This window comes from Streptomyces sp. NPDC001902, assembly GCF_042891295.1.
Lineage (GTDB): Bacteria > Actinomycetota > Actinomycetes > Streptomycetales > Streptomycetaceae > Actinacidiphila.
The window spans coordinates 94,263-114,399 of record NZ_JBIATA010000021.1 but is presented as its reverse complement, the minus strand read 5'-3'; the positions used below and the strand labels follow the sequence as shown (position 1 = coordinate 114,399).

The 20,137-nt window shown below is 72.1% G+C and carries 21 protein-coding genes; 12 read left to right on the top strand and 9 right to left on the bottom strand.

Features of this window, described 5'->3' with window-relative positions; all coding sequences use genetic code 11:
• The first annotated feature begins 45 nt into the window (after positions 1 to 45).
• From ACFYYN_RS29555 to ACFYYN_RS29545, 3 genes are all read left to right on the top strand, one after another.
• A complete protein-coding gene (locus ACFYYN_RS29555) occupies positions 46 to 816 on the top strand; it encodes an HAD family hydrolase (RefSeq protein WP_500548175.1) in 771 nt (256 codons plus the stop codon).
• 251 nt (positions 817 to 1,067) lie between these two features.
• Positions 1,068 to 2,336 carry a phosphotransferase gene (locus ACFYYN_RS29550; RefSeq protein WP_500548174.1) on the top strand — a complete coding sequence of 423 codons (1,269 nt, stop codon included), beginning with the start codon at positions 1,068 to 1,070 and terminating at the stop codon, positions 2,334 to 2,336.
• A gap of 2 nt (positions 2,337 to 2,338) precedes the next feature.
• The gene (locus tag ACFYYN_RS29545; protein ID WP_500548173.1) at positions 2,339 to 3,190 is read left to right on the top strand and encodes a GntR family transcriptional regulator; all 852 of its coding nucleotides are present in this window, start codon (positions 2,339 to 2,341) and stop codon (positions 3,188 to 3,190) included.
• A gap of 23 nt (positions 3,191 to 3,213) precedes the next feature.
• Here ACFYYN_RS29545 and ACFYYN_RS29540 read toward each other — a convergent pair whose 3' ends face one another.
• A complete protein-coding gene (locus ACFYYN_RS29540; protein WP_500548172.1) occupies positions 3,214 to 3,633 on the bottom strand; it encodes a GNAT family N-acetyltransferase in 420 nt (139 codons plus the stop codon).
• Between the two features lie 104 nt (positions 3,634 to 3,737).
• Between ACFYYN_RS29540 and ACFYYN_RS29535 the strand changes: the two genes are divergently transcribed.
• From ACFYYN_RS29535 to ACFYYN_RS29525, 3 genes are all read left to right on the top strand, one after another.
• Entirely contained in the window at positions 3,738 to 4,610 is an 873-nt protein-coding gene (locus ACFYYN_RS29535) for a dihydrodipicolinate synthase family protein (protein WP_500548171.1), read from the top strand.
• Positions 4,607 to 5,635 (top strand): aspartate-semialdehyde dehydrogenase, encoded by a 1,029-nt coding sequence (locus ACFYYN_RS29530; RefSeq protein ID WP_500548170.1) that lies wholly within the window; start codon positions 4,607 to 4,609, stop codon positions 5,633 to 5,635. The genes ACFYYN_RS29535 and ACFYYN_RS29530 overlap by 4 nt, the downstream gene beginning before the upstream one ends.
• A gap of 101 nt (positions 5,636 to 5,736) precedes the next feature.
• A complete protein-coding gene (locus ACFYYN_RS29525; RefSeq protein WP_500548169.1) occupies positions 5,737 to 6,564 on the top strand; it encodes a MerR family transcriptional regulator in 828 nt (275 codons plus the stop codon).
• Between the two features lie 4 nt (positions 6,565 to 6,568).
• Here ACFYYN_RS29525 and ACFYYN_RS29520 read toward each other — a convergent pair whose 3' ends face one another.
• The 4 genes from ACFYYN_RS29520 to ACFYYN_RS29505 all read right to left on the bottom strand — a co-directional run bounded on the left by ACFYYN_RS29520 (position 6,569) and on the right by ACFYYN_RS29505 (position 9,636).
• A complete protein-coding gene (locus ACFYYN_RS29520; RefSeq protein ID WP_500367569.1) occupies positions 6,569 to 7,117 on the bottom strand; it encodes a DinB family protein in 549 nt (182 codons plus the stop codon).
• 87 nt (positions 7,118 to 7,204) lie between these two features.
• Complete coding sequence (locus ACFYYN_RS29515) at positions 7,205 to 7,984, bottom strand: 2-phosphosulfolactate phosphatase (RefSeq protein WP_500548168.1); 780 nt, start codon at positions 7,982 to 7,984, stop codon at positions 7,205 to 7,207.
• Between the two features lie 9 nt (positions 7,985 to 7,993).
• Positions 7,994 to 9,082: a MerR family transcriptional regulator gene (locus ACFYYN_RS29510; protein WP_500548167.1), complete on the bottom strand. Its 1,089-nt coding sequence runs from the start codon at positions 9,080 to 9,082 to the stop codon at positions 7,994 to 7,996.
• Between the two features lie 95 nt (positions 9,083 to 9,177).
• Complete coding sequence (locus ACFYYN_RS29505; protein WP_500548166.1) at positions 9,178 to 9,636, bottom strand: bacteriocin immunity protein; 459 nt, start codon at positions 9,634 to 9,636, stop codon at positions 9,178 to 9,180.
• 157 nt (positions 9,637 to 9,793) lie between these two features.
• Between ACFYYN_RS29505 and ACFYYN_RS29500 the strand changes: the two genes are divergently transcribed.
• The 3 genes from ACFYYN_RS29500 (at position 9,794) to ACFYYN_RS29490 (ending at position 11,412) form a co-directional block, all read left to right on the top strand.
• Positions 9,794 to 10,288 (top strand): helix-turn-helix domain-containing protein, encoded by a 495-nt coding sequence (locus ACFYYN_RS29500; RefSeq protein ID WP_499513159.1) that lies wholly within the window; start codon positions 9,794 to 9,796, stop codon positions 10,286 to 10,288.
• A gap of 76 nt (positions 10,289 to 10,364) precedes the next feature.
• Positions 10,365 to 10,991: a hypothetical protein gene (locus ACFYYN_RS29495; RefSeq protein WP_500330800.1), complete on the top strand. Its 627-nt coding sequence runs from the start codon at positions 10,365 to 10,367 to the stop codon at positions 10,989 to 10,991.
• Positions 10,992 to 11,079: 88 nt separating this feature from the next.
• The gene (locus ACFYYN_RS29490) at positions 11,080 to 11,412 is read left to right on the top strand and encodes a DUF2516 family protein (protein WP_500548165.1); all 333 of its coding nucleotides are present in this window, start codon (positions 11,080 to 11,082) and stop codon (positions 11,410 to 11,412) included.
• A gap of 42 nt (positions 11,413 to 11,454) precedes the next feature.
• On the opposite strand, the gene ACFYYN_RS29485 is transcribed toward ACFYYN_RS29490, so the two are convergent.
• The 3 genes from ACFYYN_RS29485 to ACFYYN_RS29475 all read right to left on the bottom strand — a co-directional run bounded on the left by ACFYYN_RS29485 (position 11,455) and on the right by ACFYYN_RS29475 (position 15,129).
• Positions 11,455 to 12,723, bottom strand: a complete 1,269-nt coding sequence (locus tag ACFYYN_RS29485; protein ID WP_499513162.1) for a PP2C family protein-serine/threonine phosphatase — start codon at positions 12,721 to 12,723, stop codon at positions 11,455 to 11,457.
• 312 nt (positions 12,724 to 13,035) lie between these two features.
• The gene (locus tag ACFYYN_RS29480) at positions 13,036 to 14,064 is read right to left on the bottom strand and encodes a C40 family peptidase (protein WP_500548164.1); all 1,029 of its coding nucleotides are present in this window, start codon (positions 14,062 to 14,064) and stop codon (positions 13,036 to 13,038) included.
• A 264-nt stretch (positions 14,065 to 14,328) separates the two neighbouring features.
• On the bottom strand, positions 14,329 to 15,129 hold the full coding sequence (locus ACFYYN_RS29475) for a class I SAM-dependent methyltransferase (protein WP_500330808.1): 801 nt from the start codon (positions 15,127 to 15,129) through the stop codon (positions 14,329 to 14,331).
• Between the two features lie 154 nt (positions 15,130 to 15,283).
• Here ACFYYN_RS29475 and mshA point away from each other — a divergent pair, with 154 nt between their 5' ends.
• On the top strand, positions 15,284 to 16,636 hold the full coding sequence (mshA, locus tag ACFYYN_RS29470; protein ID WP_500367551.1) for a D-inositol-3-phosphate glycosyltransferase: 1,353 nt from the start codon (positions 15,284 to 15,286) through the stop codon (positions 16,634 to 16,636).
• Positions 16,629 to 17,153: a YbjN domain-containing protein gene (locus tag ACFYYN_RS29465; protein WP_500548163.1), complete on the top strand. Its 525-nt coding sequence runs from the start codon at positions 16,629 to 16,631 to the stop codon at positions 17,151 to 17,153. The genes mshA and ACFYYN_RS29465 overlap by 8 nt, the downstream gene beginning before the upstream one ends.
• Before the next feature lie 130 nt (positions 17,154 to 17,283).
• Here the strand turns inward: ACFYYN_RS29465 and ACFYYN_RS29460 are convergent, their stop codons facing one another.
• Positions 17,284 to 18,576, bottom strand: a complete 1,293-nt coding sequence (locus ACFYYN_RS29460) for an MDR family MFS transporter (RefSeq protein ID WP_500330814.1) — start codon at positions 18,574 to 18,576, stop codon at positions 17,284 to 17,286.
• A gap of 115 nt (positions 18,577 to 18,691) precedes the next feature.
• Here ACFYYN_RS29460 and ACFYYN_RS29455 point away from each other — a divergent pair, with 115 nt between their 5' ends.
• The gene (locus ACFYYN_RS29455) at positions 18,692 to 19,453 is read left to right on the top strand and encodes a phosphoglyceromutase (RefSeq protein ID WP_089227655.1); all 762 of its coding nucleotides are present in this window, start codon (positions 18,692 to 18,694) and stop codon (positions 19,451 to 19,453) included.
• Positions 19,454 to 20,137: the final 684 nt, after the last annotated feature.

Genomic DNA, 20,137 nt, shown 5'->3' with positions numbered 1-20,137 from the left:
CACGGCCCTCTGGTCAAGTCCCCTGCGGGCACTCAAACTCACTGGGTGACTTCTGATCGCGAGTGGCCGATGAAAAGCGACCTCCGGGCCCTGCTGGCCGACGTCGAGGGCGTGCTGTTCGACTTCGATGGCCCACTCTGCCACCTTTTCGCACCGAAGGGGGCGGAGCGGGTGGCGGAGCAATTGCACGAATTCATCGACCGCGAGAGGCTGCCGGCCGTACGTCCCGAAAAGGAGCACAGCCCCCTGGACGTCCTCCGCGAGGCGGCGCGCACGTGGCCGGACTTCGCAGACGTCGCTCGCCTCGAAGGCGAACTCACGTCGCTGGAGGAGGAGTGCGCCGAGGATGCGTTGATGACGCCTGGCGCCGATGTTCTGGTGGAAGCGATCCGGAGTGCTGGAATACCGGTCGCCATAACCACGAACAATTCCGAGAAAGCCGTCCGTACCTGCCTGGTCAACTGTAGCCTGGGTCCGCTGTTCGGCACGCACGTGTACGGCCGGCGGAACATGGCCGAGGGCCACCCGCTGTTGCTGAAGCCCGACCCCGCATGCATCGAGCGGGCGATCGGGGGCCTTCGACTGGTCCGCGCCGGGCGCTGCTTGATGATCGGTGATTCGCCCGCGGACGTGTTGGCCGCGACCACTGCGGACGTGCGGTTCCTCGGTTTCGAGAACCCTCACGTTGACGACAACCAGGAACTGCGCCGCGTCTTCCGCGGGCCGATCGTCGAGCGTCTGGACGAGATCCGGGCGGCGTGGGCTGAAGTCCACGGCCGATGCCGGACGCACTCGGCCAGCGGCGAGACCCACTGAGCGCAGTCGTTTCGTGCGGGAGGTCCCGGTTCGCCGATTTCGATGGGTTCCATCGTTCGGGCTAGCTCCGGGTGCACCGTCGGTGGGACCCTTGCAGAATATTTATGCGGTGTCTTGCCACGTGCGACGTGCGGTTTGCATAGCCCCGTGGGGCTGGAGGGTTCAAAAATGAATAAAGATGCGTTGAGGTTCAGCCCCATGCGGGTCGAGGGAGGGATACGCTTCCCTTTTTCTGATCCTCGAGGAATCCGGTGACCAGCCCTACCTACGAGTTCGCGTCGCGAATCGCCACCGAGGTGGTGGGCCCACTCAAAGGGCACCATCACGAGGCATATGCCGTCCGGCTGACCCCCGGTACGCCGCTCGGCGACAAGTTCAGGTGGCTGAAGCTGCGCGAACCTCGGGAGCACGCCTTCTGGTACGACCACAGGTGCTTCGCTTCGGAGGAGCAGTTGGTGCTGGAATTGGGCGGTCGCGTTCCGCGCATTCCCAAGGTAGTCGACGTGAGCGAGCTGGGGGTGGACGCTCCCGCCGGTGTGACTTTCGTCGAATTCATCGAAGGCCGGACTCTCGGAGATCTGACAGATCCCGGAAAATCGGTTCCCCGGCGCTACAGAAGAAGATTGATTCAATTCTTCGGTTCCTTGGTGTCGGTCGACGCGTCGGGTATCTGCGCGGATCGCGTCTGTGGGAACGAGCCGGGCCATCTCCCTTTCGGCGGTAACGACAGCACGAGTTTCCTGGGAAACCTGATCGACCACACTCGCGGGGTGTTGGACAAGAGGAGGCCGGTACTCGATTCGCTTTTTGATGCACTGGCGATCCCCGATGGCCTCTTGGAAACACTCCCTGACGCATTGGGAAACCTCACCAGGCGCCCGTTCGCCCTCCTGCACGGTGACCTGCACCGCGAAAACCTCGTGGTCGACGGCGACGGGGAACTGTGGACGATCGACTGGGAGCTCGCCCGCATCGGTGACCCGCTCTACGACCTCGCCACGCACCTCCATCTCATGCGCTACCCCCGGCGGCAGGAAAGGCAGATGGTCCGGGGCTGGCGGAAGGTTGTGGGGAAGAGTTTGCCGGGGGCGTCGGACGCGGTGGCGCGTGATCTTCCCCGTTACCTCGCGTACAAGCGAGTCCAATCCGTCTATACGGATGTGATGCGCGGTGCGATGGCGGCCAGTTGGGCCCCCGAGGACGGTCCGGGGCAGCGCGAGGTGGTGACGCACGCTGTCACATCCATCGCTGCGGCGCTCACCCGTGCCCGACGCGGGGAGGACGGCACGGGCCTACGCGACGTGGGGCTGCGGACGGTTGCCACTCCCGAGCGGATCGAGAAGGAACTCCTCCACTGGCTGGAGGAGTACGGAGACCTGGCCCGGAAGACGGATGACATGGTGGCGGCAGGTGGGGTGGGCTCGGATCCTGGGCTGGACACGATTTCATCCATCGGACCCGTGGTCCCTGAGGCTGAGCAGAACGGGCCAATCGGGCTGAAGCGCGGCGCTACAGTCTGAGGGTGAGCAACGACCCGACTGCCGGTGGGTCCAGGCGCGAGTACGAGCGTGTGGCCGATGCGTTGCGTCATGAGATCGAGAGCGGCGACATAGCGGCGGGCTCGCAACTACCCACGCATGCGGAGCTGGTGACCCGCTTCGCTGTCTCCCGTGCCACGCTCCAGAGGGCGCTCAAGGAGCTTGTGAGCTGGGGCTACCTGGAGGCGATCCAGGGCGTTGGAGTCTTCGTCCGGGACTGGCGCAACGGCGTCGGCGAGACACACGGCGACCGGCAGGCGCCGGAGGCCGGCAGCATCGAACTGGACGATGCCATCGCGGACGCGTTCGAGGCGGAGCACATCACGATCGACGCGTACTGCCTGACCGCCGAGTCGCTCAACGCAGCCATCGTGCCGCAGGCGCGCCGGATCCTCAGGGGGGAGCTCCGGCCGTCGTCGATCCGGGTCCGGTTCCTGCTCGCCCGCCCCGGAGCGCACTTGGCGATCCCCCGGATCGTGGGGAAGCCGGAGGACGCCCGGCCGCTCGACCGGCTGTCCGAGTTGATCGAGCGCCACGCGTTCGCCCTGCGCAACCTGCCGGAGGACCTGGGCAGATGGGGGATCGACGTGGCCGTCGACGTCCGGACTCTCCCCATCACGCCGGTGGCCAAGTATTACCTGCTCAATGGGCATCAGGGGCTCATGGGCTTCTACAAGGTCGAGGCGAACACCGTGGACCTCCCGGACGGCGAGACCGCCCAGATCTACGACGTCCTGGGCCTCGGGGCGCGGCTGTACCCCCAGGGGCCCGGGCAACGGGCCGAGTGCCAGCAGTGGTTCGACTCCCTGTGGAACACCATCGCCGAATCGGTCTGACGCCCACGACCTCGGTGCCTGGCTCACATCACCAGTGACATCCAGTGCCCCGGCACCTCCAGCGGCTGGAACCCCACCTTCGCGTACACCCCGTGGGCGTCGTGCGTCGCGAGGAGCACGCGGCGCACGCCCAGGCCCTCCAGGTGGTCGCGGGCAGCGGTCGCCAGGGCCGTGGCGAGGCCGAGGCCGCGGGCGGCGGGGGTGACGTAGACGTCGCAGAGCCAGGCGAAGGTGGCGTGGTCGGTGACGACGCGGGCGCAGGCGACCTGGGTGCCGGACTCCTTGTCGTACGCGCCGAAGTTGAGGGAGGCGGCGATCGCGGCGTCCTGTACGGCGCGGGGGCGGCCGAGGGCCCAGTAGGCGTCGGTGGAGAGCCAGTGGTGGACCAGGGCGGCGTCTATGCGGGCGGGGTCGGCGGAGATCTCGTACCGATCGTTTCTCATGCGGCCTGAGGGTAGGGGATGTGGCTCCGTGCAGTACTGCTTACCGGTGGGATGAAGGACTATTAACTGGACCTTGAGGGTGCCGTGGGCCCACGCTCGATGGCATGGGTATTCACGTACCGCTCATCACACCCTTCGACGAGGCCGGCCGTTTGGACGCCGGCGCGTTGGAGCGGCTGGCGCACGAGGTGGCCGACGGGGGTGTCGCCGGGCTGGTGGCGCTGGGGACGACCGCCGAGGCGGCGATGCTGGACGAGGCCGAGAAGGCGGTCGTCCGGGAGACCGTGGGGCGGGTGTGCCGCGAGCGGGGGCTGCGGTACACCGTGGGCGCCGGGGGGACGGACACGCGCAGGGCCGCGGCGGAACTCGCGGGGCTGGACGCGGACGCCGCGCTCGTGTCCGTGCCGTCGTACGTCAGGCCCTCGCAGGAGGGGGTCGTCGCGCACTTCGAGGCCCTGGCGCGGGTGTCGGCGGTGCCGCTGGTCGTCTACAACATCCCCTACCGCACCGGGCTCCCCCTCACCGCGGACACGGTGCGCAGGGTCGCCGCGATCGACGGGGTCGCGGGCTTCAAGCACGCCGTCGGCGGCATCGACCACGACACCGTGCTGCTGGTGGGGGAGGTGCCGCTGTACGCCGGCGACGACGTCTTCGCACCGGCGCTGCTCGCCCTGGGCGCGCGGGGGGCGATCGCCGCGTCCGCGCACCTGGCCACCGAGCGGTGGGTGGAGGAGGCCCGTTTCCACGACGCGGAGCGCGGGCATGCGCTCGCGAGGCTCGCCGCCGCCTGCTTCGCCGAGCCGAACCCCACGGTGATCAAGGCGGTGCTGCACGCCCAGGGACGCATCCCGACCCCCGACGTGCGGCTGCCGCTGCTACCCGCCGGGCGACCGTCGCTCGAGACGGCACTCCGGGCACTCGCCGCATCGGGGGATACTCGGGACCGTACGTACGCACTGATCGGAGAGACCGGATGAGGATCGGAATCGTCGGAGCCACCGGCCAGGTCGGCGGTGTCATGCGCAAGGTGCTGGCCGAGCGCGACTTCCCGGTGGAACGGCTGCGGCTGTTCGCGTCGGCCCGTTCGGTGGGACGTGCCGTGCCGTGGAAGGACGGCGAGGTCACGGTCGAGGACGCGGCCACCGCGGACTACTCGGGTCTCGACATCGTGCTGTTCTCGGCGGGCGGCGCCACCTCCAGGGAGCTGGCCCCCAAGGTCGCCGCCGCGGGCGCGGTCGTGATCGACAACTCCTCCGCCTGGCGGATGGACCCCGAGGTCCCGCTGGTCGTCGCCGAGGTCAACCCGCAGGCGATCGCCGACCGGCCCAAGGGCATCATCGCCAACCCGAACTGCACCACCATGGCCGCCATGCCCGTGCTGCGCCCGCTGCACGAGGAGGCGGGGCTGACCGCGCTGGTCGCCACCACCTACCAGGCGGTCTCCGGCTCCGGTCTGGCCGGTGTCGCCGAGCTCGACGGCCAGGTGCGCAAGGTCGCCGACCGGGCGACCGAGCTGACCTTCGACGGCGAGGCCGTGGAGTTCCCCGAGCCCGCGGTCTACCAGCGGCCCATCGCGTTCAACGTCGTCCCGCTGGCCGGCAAGATCGTCGACGACGGCCGCTTCGAGACCGACGAGGAGCAGAAGCTCCGCAACGAGTCCCGCAAGATCCTGGGCATCCCGGAGCTGAAGGTGTCCGGCACCTGCGTCCGCGTGCCCGTGTTCTCCGGGCACTCGCTGCAGGTCAACGCACGTTTCGAGCGTCCGGTCAGCGTGGCGCGCGCGTACGAGCTGCTGGGCGCGGCCCCGGGCGTGGAGCTGTCGGAGATCCCCACCCCGCAGCAGGCCGCGGGCAAGGACCCCTCCTACGTCGGCCGGATCCGGGTGGACGAGACCGTCGAGCACGGCCTCGCGCTCTTCCTCTCCAACGACAACCTGCGCAAGGGTGCCGCTCTCAACGCCGTCCAGATCGCGGAGCTGGTCGCCGCCGAGCTGCGCGGCTGACCCCGTTCGCCCCCTGGATGCCCCGGCGCCGACCGCGCGCCGGGGCATCCGCCGTCCCGCTTGACCCTCACACCGTGTGAGGCGCTGGACTCGGAGACGTCATGTTCGGAATCGGAGACTTCGCCAGGCACGGCCGCGTGTCGGTCCGCATGCTGCGTCACTACGACGCCGTCGGACTGCTGCGCCCCGACCGTGTCGACCCCGCCACCGGCTACCGCAGCTACGCCGCCGGGCAGCTCGCCCGGCTCAACCGCATCATCGCCCTCAAGGACCTCGGCTTCACGCTCGAACAGGTGCGGTCGATCCTCGACGAGGAGGTGAGCGCGGAGCAGCTGCGCGGCATGCTGCGGCTGCGCCGCGCCGAGCTCGCGGCGGCGATGGCCGCGGACGCGGCGCGGCTGGCGGGCGTCGAGGCGAGGCTCCGCACGATCGAGAGCGAGGGACGGATGTCCACCGACGACGTGGTGATCAAGAGGGTGCCCGCGGTGCGGCTCGCGGAGCTGACGGCGACCGCGGCGGGGTTCGAGCCTGCGCAGATCGGGCCCGTCATCCAGCCGCTGTACGAGGAGCTGTGCCGGCGGCTGGACGCGGCGGGCGTGCGGCCGGTGGGGCCGGGGGTCGCGTACTACGAGGACGCCCCGGAGGGGGAGGGCGCGATCCTCGTCCACGCCGGGCTGCAGGTCGTGGCCGATCCGGACGGCGGGTACGACTTCGAGGTCGTCGACCTGCCGGAGCTGGAGAGCGCGGCGACGATCGTGCACCGCGGCTCCATGGACGACGTCCTGCGCAGCGCCCAGGCCCTGGCGCGGGGGATCGACGCCCAGGGCCACCGGTCCCTCGGCTACCCCCGCGAGCTGTACCTGGAGTGCGAAGGGCATCCCGACACATGGGTGACGGAGCTGCAGGAACCGGTGGCCACCGTGGCGTGACCGGTCAGCCCATGGGCTTGCCCTGCTGAGCCGCCTCGGCGACCAGCTCGAAGGCCGTCCGGCCGTCCAGGGACTCGCGGATGACGTCCGCGTGCCCGGCGTGCCGGGCGGTCTCCTCGATCAGGTGGAGCAGGATCCAGCGGGCGCTGACCTTCATGCCCGGCGGGTTCCAGGGCGCGTCCGGCAGCGGCACCACGACGTCCAGGTCGGGCAGCGCCAGGACGGCCTCCTCGGTCTCCCGGCCGATCCGCGCGTACTCCTCCAGCCAGCCGGCGAGGGTCTCGCCCTCCAGCAGGCGGAAGCCGTCGAGGTAGTCCGCCTCGGTGCCCTTCTTGTCCTCGTGGCCCAGCAGCAGGCCCTGTACCCAGGATTCCTCGGTCCTGGCGACGTGCTTGACCAGCCCGGCGAGGCTCATCTCGCTGACGCTCGGCCGGGAGGAGGCCTGCTCGTCGGTGAGCCCGAGCACCGCGCGGCGCATCCCGCCGCGCTGCGCCTCCAGGTACGCCAGCAGCGCGTCCCGCTCACCCGTCTCGTTCCGTACCACCGTCGGCATCGCGCGCTCCCTTTGGCCGTGGGCCTCGGTCGTGGGCGCCGGTGTTCCGGCGTCCTCCGATGTCTTCGACGTTACGCACCGATGCGGTCAGTTCCGGTCCGCGATGGGCCGCGAGGAGAAGGCTCCCTCGGAGAGGACCGGGACGACGGTGGCGGCATCGAACTCGGTGGCGATCGCGACGTCCTCGGGGAAACCGCCGCCGCTGAGCTCGCGCCCGGAGGCGCAGGCCGCGACGGTGCCGGCGGGGTCGGGCGCCCCGGTGAAGGCGGCCGCCGCGGCGCTCGCCTCGGGGGAGAGCGTCACGGCGGGGGCGTGCCCCCGCAGCGCGGTGACGACCGCACCGGCGCCGAGCAGGTCCTCCAGTGCGGGCCGCAGGGTCCCGTCGGGCCAGCGCTCGCCCGCGGCGATCACCGCGACGGGGCGGTCCCGGACGCCGTAGCCGTGCCGGGCGAGCCACGCGCCGACGGCGGTCGCGTTGCGCAGGCAGGCGGCGACGACGGTCGTCGCCTCCCCGGCCGCCGCGGCGATCGTCGATCCGTTGGGCGAGGGCAGCACCAGCCGCGGGGTGTACGGCGCACGGCGCAGGGCGGCGGGGGACAGCGACCACGGCGAGCGTTCGCTGACCTCCCGCCGCCCCACGGCCAGCCGCGCCCCGACCCGCCGCGCGTACGCGGCCGCCGTCGCGTCGCGCCAGGCGTACGGGTGCACCGCGGTGCCCGCCTCGACGGCCACCGTCACCGCGGTGGTGAAGGACAGGACGTCGACGACGACGAGGCACGCCACGTGCGCCCCGATCCGCCGGGCGCCTTCCGGTCCCCACTCGAACCGCACCCCGTGGCGTGTCTGCAGAAACCATTCCTCGCTCATGGGCGAGGACTATGCCGTCGCGGACCTCTCCTGTACATCGGCGACCGCGCAACTGACGTTGTCCGGACCGCCGGCGGCGTTGGCCAGCGCGACCAGCGTGCGCACCGTCTCCCCGGGCCCGGCGCCGGAGGCGAGCACCCGGCGCAGCTCGTCGTCCGGGACGACGGTGGACAGGCCGTCCGTGCACAGCAGGTAGCGGTCGCCGGGACGCGGGTCGTGCAGCCGCAGGTCGGGCAGGCGCCCGGCGGGACGGCTGCCGGAACCCAAGGCCCGTACGAGCAGCGACCGCTGGGGGTGCGAGGCGGCTTCGGCCTCGGTCAGCCGGCCCTCGTCCACCATCGACTGCACCATCGTGTGGTCGTGCGTGATCCGGAACAGCTCGCCGTCGCGCAGCAGGTACGCCCGGGAGTCCCCGATGTGGACGAGGGCCAGCCGCTCCCCGGACCACAGCAGCGCGGTGAGCGTGGTGCCCGAGTCCACGAAGCCGCGTACGGTCTCGTCGGCCCGGTCCAGGGCGTCCTGCAGCAGGTCCAGCAGACCGCCGGGGGCGGCAGCGGCGTCGAGCTCCTTCAGCGCGTCGACGGCGGCGGCGCCCGCCGGCGCCCCCTCGTCTCCGAAGCCGTCGGCCACCGCCAGCAGCCGGGCGCCGGCGTAGGCGGTGTCCTGGTTGCCGGGCCGGACCAGGCCTGCGTCGGAAAGGGCGGCGTAGCGCAGTTCCAGGGAGCGGTTCGCGTGGTTGGAGTCGTTCGCGTCGTTCACGACGGAGTCCTTCCGGGACAGGTGATCGACGAGGAAGGCGGCCAGGTCCCGCCGCGCGCCGTGCGCGGCCTCGACCTGCGCCCAGTACGCCCGGATCTCCCGCGCGGCGGCGGGCGCGTCCAGCGCGCACACCTCACGTATGCGGGCCAGCGGCATCCCCAGCCGCCGCAGCCAGGCCACGAGCCGGGCGCGCTCCAGTTGGGCGGGCGCGTAGTGGCGGTAGCCGGTCAGCGGATCGACCCGCGCGGGCGTCAGCAGCCCCAGCTCGTCGTACAGCCGCAGCGCCTTCGGCGACAGCCGGGACGCCTTCGCGAACGCCCCGATCGTCAGCGAGTCCATGGCGGGCTCCCTCCCTCGGGCCGGGCACGCCGCCCGGCCGCTTCGATGCTGTGGCCTGCCCCAGGGTCAAGGTCAACCGGCCGCCCGGGCGCGGTTCACAGGGCGATCGGCCGGTAGGCGAGCGCGGCGTCGACGATCCGTTCGGGCGGGGCGTCCTCGAGGCCGGCCGGGGGGTGGAAGAGCAGGTCGCAGGCCCGGGGGTGCGGGGTGTTGCAGTCGAAGAGCCGCAGGTAGTAGTCGGTGTCCTCGCCTGCCGGGTCGGCATCGACACGGCGGACGATCTCGACGAGTTCCTCACGCGTGATGTCCGCCACCCGCGGCCGGGCGGGCCGGGCGGCCTCCCGGGCGAACTCCTCCAGGTCGCGCGACGCGTGGTCCCGGACGAAGTCGGACAGCAGGTAGTCGTGGCCCGTGCGCTCGTTGAAGGCGGCCACGGCCTCCTCCGTCGGTCCGCCGGACCCGGCCAGGTCCTCGATCCGCTCGATCTCACGGGCGACCTCCGCCAGCCGTTCCGGGCTGACGGGCGGCGGGAGCAGTTCGGGGCGCAGGTCCACGGCGGCATTATGCGGGCCGGGGCCGACAGCGGGCCGGGGCGGCGCCGTGGGTTCGCCGCGGCCGGCTGGGCCGTGCGGGGGATGTCACATCCCCTTAACGAGACTTTTGCAAGCACCTTGCTTGCAAAAGTTAGCACCGCGCGGCATCCTCGGAGGCATGGCTTCACTGAACGTCGGCACCCTCGGTGAGTACCTGCGGGAGCAGCGCCGCAACGCGCAGCTGTCCCTGCGTCAGCTCGCCGACGCCGCGGGGGTGTCCAACCCCTACCTCAGCCAGATCGAGCGCGGGCTGCGCAAGCCCAGTGCCGAGATCCTGCAGCAGCTCGCCAGGGCGCTGCGCATCTCCGCCGAGACCCTGTACGTGCAGGCAGGGATCCTCGACGAGCGGGACCAGGGCGAGGGGATGGAGGTGCGGACCGCCATCCTGGCCGACACGGCGATCAACGAGAAGCAGAAGCAAGTCCTCCTGCAGATCTACGAGTCGTTCCGCAAGGAGAACGCCGCAGTGGAGGAAGCTCTTGACGAGCAGCCCGCCGCGCCGCGCGAGCACGTGGCGAAGAAGGCGGCGAAGAAGGCTGTCGCCGTGCTGAAGCCGAACGCGTCCGGACCGGCCGGACCGGGCAGCGGCGACGACGCCGCGGCCGCCGGGTGACCGGCTGCGCCCGGTCACGCGGAACGGGCGACTGAACAGACGTACACGCCACCATCCTCAAACGGGAGAAACCCTCATGGCGATCACCGAAGACATCGTCAAGACCCTCAAGGACCCGACCCCGCTGTACGCGCTGGCCGGGACCGCGGACCTCGCGGCCGAGAAGCTCAAGGAGGTCCCGCCGCTGATCGAGAAGATCCGCGCCGAGGCCCCCGAGCGGATCGAGAAGATCCGCGGCACCGACCCCAAGGCCGTGCAGGAGAAGGTGACCGCGCAGGCCAAGGACGCCCAGACCAAGGCGCAGGCCAAGGTCAACGAGCTCCTGGGCACCATCGACGGCGACCTGCGCAAGCTGCGTGACTCCGCACAGGACTTCGCGCTGCAGCAGGTGGGCCGTGCCGCCGAGTACGCGGTCCGCGCCAAGGAGGCCTACGACGGCCTGGCCGAGCGCGGCAAGGACGCGGTCGCGACCTGGCGCGGCGAGGCCGCCGACCAGGTCGAGGACATCGCGGTCGCGATCGAGCCCGAGCCCGTCCCGGCCGCGCGGCAGGCGCCGGTCGCGGACATCAAGCCCGCTCCGGCTCCTTCCCCGGCCCCCGCCCCCGCCCCGGCCCCGGTGCAGGACGGCCAGGCGAAGAAGGCCCCGGTCAAGAAGGCCCCCGCGGCCAAGAAGCCCGCGACGCCGGGCAAGCCCGCTTCCTGAGCGGCCGGAACATCACGGGCCGGGCACGCGTGGCGTGCCCGGCTCGTTGTGCCGGTACGGTGGGAGCCGATGACGGAGGTGGACGGCAATGCTGGTGCAGGGCTTCTACAACTTGCTGGGCTGGATCTCCATCGCCCTGCTGGTCTTCGCGCTCTTCGCGCTGGTCGACGCGGCCATCCGGCGTGAGGACGCCTACCGGGCGGCGGACAAGAAGACCAAGCCCTTCTGGCTGATCATCCTCGCCGTGGCGGCGGCGCTGATCGCGATCCTGCCGATCATGTCGTTCCTGCCGGTCATCGGCCTGATCGCGGTGATCGTCTACACGGTGGACGTGCGTCCCGCCCTCAAGCAGGTGTCCGGTCCGCGACGGCGCGGCGGCGGCAGCAGCAGCGACGGCCCGTACGGCCCCTTCAAGCGCTGAGGCGGAGTTCCCCCCGGTCGGCGGATCGGCCGGGCCCTCGGATCAGGCGCCCGACTCCAGGAGCATGAGGGCGACGTCGTCCGTCAGCTCCCCGCCGTTGAGCTCCCGTACCTCCGTCATCGCCGCGTCCAGCAGCTCCTCGCCGGCGAGTCCGGCGGACAGCTGCCGCCCGACCAGCTCGACCATGCCGTCCTGGCCCAGCCGCTGCGCGCCCAGGCCGATCCGGCCCTCGATGAGCCCGTCGGTGTAGAGCATCAGGCTCCACGCCTCGCCCAGCTCGAAGCGCGCGCCCTCCCAGCAGTCCCTCTGGGGCAGCAGCCCGAGCGCCGGGCCGCCGTGCTCGTACGGCAGCAGCTGCGGTGCCATCCCGGACAGCGACACCAGCGGCGCCGGATGACCGGCCAGCCAGAGGTCGGCGGCGCGGCCGTCCGGGCTGATGTCGACCTGGCAGAGGGTCGCGAAGATCTCGTCGTCGGACCGCTCGTGCTCCAGGACCTCCTGCAGGGTGCCCAGCAGGGCGGCCCCGCACAGTCCGGCCAGGGTCAGCGCGCGCCAGGCGATGCGCAGCTCGACGCCGAGGGCGGCCTCGTCCGGGCCGTGGCCGCAGACGTCGCCGATCATCGCGTGCACGGTGCCGTCCGGGGTGCGGACGGTGTCGTAGAAGTCGCCGCCGAGCAGGGCCCGGCTGCGGCCGGGCCGGTAGCGGGCGGCGAAGCGCAGGTCGGCGTCGTGGAGCAGCGGCGTGGGGAGCAGCCCGCGTTCCAGCCGCGAGTTCTCCTGGGCGAGCAGCCGGGTCTCGGTCAGCTGGCGCTGCGCGACGTCGGCGCGCTTGCGCTCCACGGCGTAGCGGATGGCCCGGGTCAGGTGGGACGGGTCCAGGTCGGCCGGGGTCAGGTGGTCCTGGGCGCCGACGCGGACGGCCTCGGCGGCGCGCTCGGCGTCGGTGTCCGTGCCGGCGGTCAGCACCAGCACGGCGGTGCGCGGGGCGAGGCGCAGCAGCTGCCGCAGGCTGTCCAGCCCGTCGGAGACGCCCTCGGCGGCGGGGGCGGACAGCTCCAGCAGGATGCAGTTGACGTCGTCCCTGAGCAGCCGCTCGGCCTCGGTCAGGTTGCGGGCGCGGCGGATGCGGACCCGTGTGCCGGAGACGTCCAGCAGGTCGGGGACGGTGAAGGCACCGACCGGGTCCTCACCGATGACGAGCAGGGTCAGGGCAGGGGAGGTCCGGCCGTCGGCCAGGGTGGTTTCCTGGCGCGGCCCCGGCACGGCGGCGTACTGGTCGGTGCGCCGCTCGGTCGCGGACATCGGCGACATCGGACAATTCCTTCCCTCCCCCCGAGGGCAACGTCCCGGAGCGGTCGGATCGGTCGGATCGGTTGCTCAGCTCCGAGAACACTGAAGGGCGACCATAGCGGTAGCGCCCGGCGGCGGGGGAGGCCCTGTTGGTAAACCGCCCGTGTCATATGCGGTTCTGAGCTGCGGATTTCGACCGCGGAGGGACGAAGCGGGCATGACCAACGTCACGTTTGCTCGGAGACGGGGTGGTACGGGTCACGCGGCCGGGGTCACAGGACGCAGGTCACAGCGCGGCGGCCCCACGCAGCCGCCCGGCACGGCCGCGTCCGGTCATCCGGGGCGCACGACGCCGAGGACGGGCATCGACCCGGCCCCCGCCATCGTGATCCGCCGCCCGGGGCGCGGCGCGTGGACGATGGCGCCGTCGCCCACGTAGATGCCGACATGGCTGGCGTCGTCGAAGTAGACGACCAGGTCGCCCGGGCGCATCGCCGCCACGGGGACGTGCGGCAGGAGCCGCCACTGCTCCTGCGAGGTGCGCGGGATGCCGACCCCCGCGGCGCGCCAGGCGGCCCGGGTCAGCGCGGAGCAGTCGTACGCGGCCGGGCCGTCCGCCCCCCATTCGTACGGCTTGCCGATCTGCGCCGCGGCGAAGGCGACCGCCGCGGCGCCCTGCCGTGTGGCGCCGGCGGCGTTGCGGCGCAGGTGGGTGGCGGCGTCGGTGCGCAGCCAGGCGACCTGGGAACGGTAGGCGGCCTCGTCCTCCAGCCGTTCCAGCCGTGCCCGCTCCCGGGCCTCCAGGCCGGCGAGCAGGCGTTTCGCCTGGGTCAGACGCGCGGTGACCTCCCGCTCGGCGTCGGCCGCCTCCTTCTGGTCGGCCACGAGGCGCTCCCAGGCGACGGTGGCGGAGCGGGCGTAGGCGCCCAGCTCCGCCGTGGTGGTGCGCAGCTGCTCGATCGTGGTGCCGGCGGCCTGGGCGCCCCGGTCGGCGAGGGTGAGCCCGTCCAGGAAGGCGTCCGGGTCGTCGCTGAGCAGCAGGTCGAGCCCGGGGCCGATGCCGCCGCTGCGGTACTGGGCGCGGGCGAGCGCGCCTGCCCGGGCGGTCAGGGTGCGCAGCCGGATCTGCTCCCGGTCGATGACGCGGGCGAGCGCGACGATCTCCTGCTGCTGGGCGAGGACCCGTTCGTGCGCGGCGTTGTAGGTGTCGGTGGCGCGTTCGGCCTGCCGGTAGAGGGTGCCGACCTCGGCCCGTACGTCCTGGAGCGTGCGGGGCGGGCGGGGCGGATCGGCGTGCGCGACCTGCACGGGGGCGGCGAGGAGCAGCAGCGCGGCACAGGCCAGGCAGGCCGTACGCTTCATGCGGGCACCTCCGCAGCACATCTGACGGTCCGTCACATGGCTGTGGATGGTGCCACGGAAGACGCGAATCGGCCAGAGCCGTGGACCGGTGCATCGCCCTCCGGCGCCATGTCGGCCCGGCCCGGGACGTGTTCGGCGGCCGTGGACGGCTGCCGTCGGCGGGCGGGATCGGCCCGGTGCGGCGGGGCGCCTGCATCGTCGTGTACGGATCCGACACGCGCCCCGCGCATCGTCCGGGCGGCGTGGCGACCGCGGCCGCGGGGATCAGTCCGGTGCCGGGGCCAGGGCCTCCCAGCGGACGGTCACCTCGCCCTGGCGCCAGCGGGACGGGGTGTCGGTGACGGGCCAGCCGCCCGGGCCCGCCAGGCTGCGCACCGTGCGGATCCAGCGCTGCCGTGCACCCAGGGAGGCGAAGGGCGCGGCGGCCGCCCACGCGCGGTCGAAGTCGGTGAGGAACGTGTGCACGGGCTCGCCCGGCACATTGCGGTGGATCAGCGCCTTGGGCAGCCGCTCCGCCAGGTCGGAGGGGCGCTCCAGCGAGCCGAGCCGGGTGGCGAAGGTCACCGTGCGCGGGCCCTCGGGGCCGAGCGCCACCCACACGTGGCGGCGGCCGATCTCGTCGCAGGTGCCCTCCACCAGCAGCCCGTCCGGCGCGAGCCGGGACCGCAGGCGGGTCCACACCTCGGCGACGCGCTCCTCGTCGTACTGGCGCAGCACGTTCGCCGCCCGGATCAGCGCCGGCCTGCGGCCGTCCGGGAGGGGCACCTCGAATCCGCCGTGCGCGAAGGAGAGCCCCTCGCGGGCGTACGGCCGGGCGGCGGCCACCCGGGCCGGGTCGATCTCGATGCCGACGACCTCGGCGTCGGGGCGCGCGGTGCGCAGCCTTCCCAGCAGCTCCAGGGCCGTCCAGGGCGCGGCGCCGTAGCCCAGGTCCACGGCGAGCGGATCGTCGCTGCGGCGCAGCGCGGGCCCGTGCTGCGCCGCGATCCAGCGGTCCATGCGGCGCAGCCGGTTGGGGTTGGTCGTCCCCCGGGTCACCTCTCCGACCGGCCGTGTCGCGCGCATGCGCCGAGCCTATGCGAGCCCGCGGGCGCCGGATCCGGGCCGGGTCGACGGTCACGCTTTGGCAAAGCGGAAATGGATCTAGGCCTTCCGCTGGTTGTCACCGTTCAGGGGTGGCCTCCGCTCGGCCGCCCGTCGGAGAAGTGGAGGAGGCGACGTGAGCCAGTACGTGGCGAAGGTCCTGGCCGGTGGTGCCCATCGCCGGTTGCGCCGCCATGGCGTCGGTGGACGCCGTCCGCGGCGCGTGGCCATGCTCAGCGTGCACACCTCGCCCCTCCACCAGCCCGGCACCGGCGACGCGGGCGGTATGAACGTCTACATCGTCGAGCTGGCCAAGCGGCTCGCGGAGGGCCCCGGCGTAGAGGTCGAGATCTTCACCCGGGCCACCACGGCCGCCCTGCCGCCCACGGTCGAGCTGGCGCCCGGGGTCCTGGTGCGGCACGTGGACGCCGGCCCGTACGAGGGCCTGGCCAAGGAGGATCTTCCCGCGCAGCTGTGCGCCTTCACTCACGGCGTGATGCACGCCGAGGCCAGCCACCGGCAGGGCCACTACGACCTGGTGCACTCGCACTACTGGCTCTCCGGCCACGTCGGCTGGCTCGCCGCCGAGCGCTGGGGCGTCCCGCTCGTCCACGCCATGCACACCATGGCCAAGGTCAAGAACGCGGCGCTCGCCGAGGGCGACACCCCCGAGCCCACGGCCCGGGTCATCGGCGAGACGCAGATCGTCAACGCCGCCGACCGGCTGATCGCCAACACCGCCGAGGAGTCGGACGAGCTGATCCGGCACTACGAGGCCGACCCCGGCAAGGTCGCCGTCGTCCACCCCGGGGTGAACCTGGACCGCTTCCGGCCGGACGCCCACGGCGGCCGCGCCGGGGCCCGCGCGCGCCTCGGCCTGCCGCAGGACGCGGTGATCCCGCTCTTCGCCGGCCGGATACAGCCCCTCAAGGCGCCGGACATCCTGCTGCGCGCCGCGGCCATCCTGCTGGCGGAGGACCCGTCGCTGCGCGACCGCCTCGTCGTCCCGGTCGTCGGCGGGCCGAGCGGCAGCGGCCTGGCCAAGCCCGAGCGCCTGCAGAAGCTCGCCGCCCGGCTCGGCATCTCCGACCTCGTGCGCTTCCAGCCGCCGGTCGCCCAGGACCGGCTCGCGGACTGGTACCGGGCCGCGTCGGTGCTGGTCATGCCCTCGTACAGCGAGTCGTTCGGGCTGGTCGCCATCGAGGCGCAGGCCTGCGGCACACCGGTGGTGGCGGCCTCGGTCGGCGGGCTGCCGGTGGCCGTGAAGGACGGCGAGACCGGCTTCCTCGTCGCGGGCCACGACCCGGCCGACTACGCGCGCGCCCTGCGCCGCTTCGTCGAGCACCCGGAGCTGGTGCCCGCCATGGGCGGGGCCGCCGCCCGGCACGCGGGGTGCTTCGGCTGGGACGCGGCGGCCACCAGGACCGCCGAGGTCTACGCGGGTGCGATGGCCGAGCGGCGGCGTCGCCTACGATCGCCGCATGGGTGAGCGGGAGCAGACGGCGGCGCGCGCGGCGGTCGAGCGGGCACTGGAGGACGCCGAACTCGGCTGGGAGACCGGAGCCGGGGGCGAGTACGTCGTCAAGCTCCCCGGCACGCGCAAGCTGTCCACCACCGTGGCGCTGGCCGTGGGGCGGCACACCCTGACGGTCAACGCCTTCGTCGTGCGCCGCCCCGACGAGAACCACGAGGCGTTCTACCGCTGGCTCCTGGAACGCAACACCCGGCTGTACGGCGTGGCCTACGCCATCGACGCGCTCGGCGACGTCTACCTCTCCGGCCGGCTCCCGCTGGTCGCGGTGACCCCCGAGGAGGTCGACCGGCTGCTGGGCGCCGTCCTCGAGAACGCGGACGGCAGCTTCAACACGCTGCTGGAACTGGGCTTCGCCGACGCGATCCGCAAGGAGCACGCATGGCGGACCGCGCGCGGCGAGTCCACGCGCAACCTCGACGCGTTCGCACATCTGATCGGCAAGGCCGGCAAGGCCGGCAAGGGTGCCGAGTAGCCTCGCCGCCGCCTGAGCGTCACCAAGGTCTCGACGACGACGGCTCCCACGGCGGCGACGCGTCGGCGGGACCGTTGTCCGGGGCGCGCTCCGCGCCGTACGAGGTGCGGCGCGCCCTGCGCCTCCCGCGCTAGCAGTCCGCCGTCGGCTCCGGCTCCGGTATCCGTACCGGGGCCGGCGGCGCCGTCTCCACCTGCCCGGCCTGCGCCCCGCGCTCCCGCAGCAGCAGCCAGTAGCCGGCGCCGGCGACCGTGCCGACCACGGCGCAGGCGCCCCACACCACGCCACCGCCCCACCGGTCCAGCGCCACGCCGCCCAGCAGCGGCCCGGCGAAGGACGCCGCGGGCCAGGCGAGCGAGTACATGCCCTGGTAGCGCCCCCGGGCGTGGGCCGGCGCCAGGTCGGCGACCAGCGACATCGAGGCCGGCGCGTGCAGGATCTCGCCGATCGTCCACACCGCCACCGTCAGCGCGTAGAAGGGGACCGAACCGGCGAAGGCGGTGAGCCCGAAGCCCCAGCCCATCAGCAGCGTGCCGGCGGTGAGCAGCGCCGCCACGCTCCGTCGCTCGACGAGCCGGGTGAGCGGGATCTGCAGGAGCACGATCAGCAGGCCGTTGAGCCCGATGATCAGGCCGTACTGGCTCGCGGAGAAGCCCTGGCGGCCCATGTCGACCGAGAGGGTCGTCGAACCCTGCTGGGTGACCGTGCCCAGCAGGAACGTCAGCGCGACGAACCACATGAAGCGCTGGTCGCGCAGGACGACCCCGAGGCCGACCCGCGACTCCCCGCCCCCGGCCGCCCCGGCGGACCGCCCCGGGCTCGCGGGCTCCCGGCCCGGCATGGACTCCGGCACCTTGGCGTAGATCACCAGCGCGCAGAGCACCGTCATGAACGCGTCGCCGAGGAAGAGCCAGAGGTAGCCCTGCGAGGCGATAAGGCCGGCCGCCGCCGAGGAGACGGCGAAGCCGATGTTGATCGCCCAGTAGTTGAGCGAGAACGCCCGCACGCGGTCCGCGGCGGGCACCACGTCCGCCATCATCGCCTGCACCGCGGGCCGCGAGGCGCTGCTCGCCACGCCGATCACGGTGGCCACGCCCGCGATCTCCGCCTGCCCGTCCACGAAGGCCAGCGTCGCCGTGCCGGCCGCGGCCGCGACCTGCGCCAGCAGCATCGTCGAGCGCCGCCCCAGCCGGTCGGTCAGCACCCCGCCGACGACCGCGCCGACGGCGCCGCCGAGGCCGTACAGGGACGCGACGAGACCGGCGTAGGTGGCGGAGTATCCCCGGTCGAGGGTGAGGTAGAGCGCGAGGAAGGTGACGACGAAGCCGCCGAGCCGGTTGACCAGCGTGCTGGTCCACAGCCACCAGAAGGTCCGGGGGAGTCCCGAGACGGTCTCCCGTACGGCACGTCTGACATCGGGCACGGCGGCTGCTCCTCGCGGCGTCGGGGCGTCGTAGGCGTAATGGGCCGGGATGGCTTGCGCAGCTTACATCGGCCCTCCGGAGGGCACCAAGGGGTTTTCTCTTAGACTCCTTGCCATGGCTGAAGCTCCGTACAAGCTGATCCTCCTCCGCCACGGCGAGAGCGAGTGGAACGCTAAGAACCTCTTCACTGGCTGGGTTGACGTCAACTTGAACGAAAAGGGCGAGAAGGAGGCGGTCCGGGGCGGCGAGCTGCTGAAGGACGCCGGACTCCTCCCCGACGTCGTCCACACCTCCCTCCAGAAGCGCGCGATCCGCACCGCGCAGCTGGCCCTCGAGGCCGCCGACCGGCACTGGATCCCCGTCCACCGCAGCTGGCGCCTCAACGAGCGCCACTACGGCGCCCTCCAGGGCAAGGACAAGGCGCAGACCCTCGCCGAGTTCGGCGAGGAGCAGTTCATGCTCTGGCGCCGTTCCTACGACACCCCGCCGCCGCCGATCGAGGACGGCAGCGAGTTCTCCCAGAGCGACGACCCGCGCTACGCCTCCATCCCGCCGGAGCTGCGCCCGCGCACCGAGTGCCTGAAGGACGTCGTCGACCGCATGCTGCCGTACTGGTACGACGGCATCGTCCCCGACCTCCTCACCGGCCGCACCGTGCTGGTCGCCGCCCACGGCAACAGCCTGCGCGCCCTCGTCAAGCACCTCGACGGCATCTCCGACGCCGACATCGCGGGCCTGAACATCCCCACCGGCATCCCGCTCGCCTACGAGCTCGACGCCGACTTCCGCCCCGTCACCCCGGGCGGCCGCTACCTCGACCCCGAGGCGGCCGCGGCGGCGATCGAGGCCGTGAAGAACCAGGGCAAGAAGAAGTAATCCGGCACGATCAAGCCCCCTGCCTGCGGTTTCTCCGCGGGGAGGGGGCTTGTTGCCGCTCCGGGGCCGTCTCTGGGCCGTCTAGCGCTAGCTGTGCCAGCGCCGGAAACTCACCCGGGTGGAGACCAGGAGAGCAGCCAGGATGACAGGGAGCGTCGGGGCTCCAACCCAAATGCCCAGCGCGCCACCGCCAGCGCCGATGACGCCGAACGGCAGCTCGCGGGGGGCGATGTAGAAAGCCAGGCCGAGACGTGGGACCATGGACTTCTCCGTAGGTGTGTATTCCACTTGATGGTTTCTGTGCGCGCAGATGGAGGCCGAAGGCCGCCCCTAGCCCGGGCGGCCTTCATCTGCTCTGCCTGAGGACATTACACGGAGGCGGCGCCTCGCGTGAAATTCTTGGATGAATGCAGGGACGTCTTCGCGCGACTCCCAGTTGGTGGCTCCTTCGTCGAGCCGGCCGCCCGAGAGAAGGGAACCGGTAAACATCAACCGGTAACACTGAGGCTGCAGTTCAAGGGGAAGGCTCGCTGTTCGGCAGGAGCACCGGTAGGGCTGGACCGCAAGGTTGCGGGCTAAATGTAAACCGCCGATTTACGACCTAAAAGGCAACCGCAGGTTTACGCGATAAATGTCAACTTCGGGTTTACGGTCAGGGGTAAACTCCGGTTTACGCACTAAAGG

Excerpts from the sequence above, each read along its gene's own strand:
- ACFYYN_RS29540 (WP_500548172.1), bottom strand. The coding sequence starts at position 3,633 with ATGAGAAACGATCGGTACGAGATCTCCGCCGACCCCGCCCGCATAGAC.
- ACFYYN_RS29535 (WP_500548171.1), top strand. The coding sequence starts at position 3,738 with ATGGGTATTCACGTACCGCTCATCACACCCTTCGACGAGGCCGGCCGT.
- ACFYYN_RS29530 (WP_500548170.1), top strand. The coding sequence starts at position 4,607 with ATGAGGATCGGAATCGTCGGAGCCACCGGCCAGGTCGGCGGTGTCATG.
- ACFYYN_RS29525 (WP_500548169.1), top strand. The coding sequence starts at position 5,737 with ATGTTCGGAATCGGAGACTTCGCCAGGCACGGCCGCGTGTCGGTCCGC.
- ACFYYN_RS29520 (WP_500367569.1), bottom strand. The coding sequence starts at position 7,117 with ATGCCGACGGTGGTACGGAACGAGACGGGTGAGCGGGACGCGCTGCTG.
- ACFYYN_RS29515 (WP_500548168.1), bottom strand. The coding sequence starts at position 7,984 with ATGAGCGAGGAATGGTTTCTGCAGACACGCCACGGGGTGCGGTTCGAG.
- ACFYYN_RS29510 (WP_500548167.1), bottom strand. The coding sequence starts at position 9,082 with ATGGACTCGCTGACGATCGGGGCGTTCGCGAAGGCGTCCCGGCTGTCG.
- ACFYYN_RS29500 (WP_499513159.1), top strand. The coding sequence starts at position 9,794 with ATGGCTTCACTGAACGTCGGCACCCTCGGTGAGTACCTGCGGGAGCAG.
- ACFYYN_RS29495 (WP_500330800.1), top strand. The coding sequence starts at position 10,365 with ATGGCGATCACCGAAGACATCGTCAAGACCCTCAAGGACCCGACCCCG.
- ACFYYN_RS29490 (WP_500548165.1), top strand. The coding sequence starts at position 11,080 with ATGCTGGTGCAGGGCTTCTACAACTTGCTGGGCTGGATCTCCATCGCC.
- ACFYYN_RS29485 (WP_499513162.1), bottom strand. The coding sequence starts at position 12,723 with ATGTCGCCGATGTCCGCGACCGAGCGGCGCACCGACCAGTACGCCGCC.
- ACFYYN_RS29480 (WP_500548164.1), bottom strand. The coding sequence starts at position 14,064 with ATGAAGCGTACGGCCTGCCTGGCCTGTGCCGCGCTGCTGCTCCTCGCC.
- ACFYYN_RS29475 (WP_500330808.1), bottom strand. The coding sequence starts at position 15,129 with ATGCGCGCGACACGGCCGGTCGGAGAGGTGACCCGGGGGACGACCAAC.
- ACFYYN_RS29465 (WP_500548163.1), top strand. The coding sequence starts at position 16,629 with ATGGGTGAGCGGGAGCAGACGGCGGCGCGCGCGGCGGTCGAGCGGGCA.
- ACFYYN_RS29455 (WP_089227655.1), top strand. The coding sequence starts at position 18,692 with ATGGCTGAAGCTCCGTACAAGCTGATCCTCCTCCGCCACGGCGAGAGC.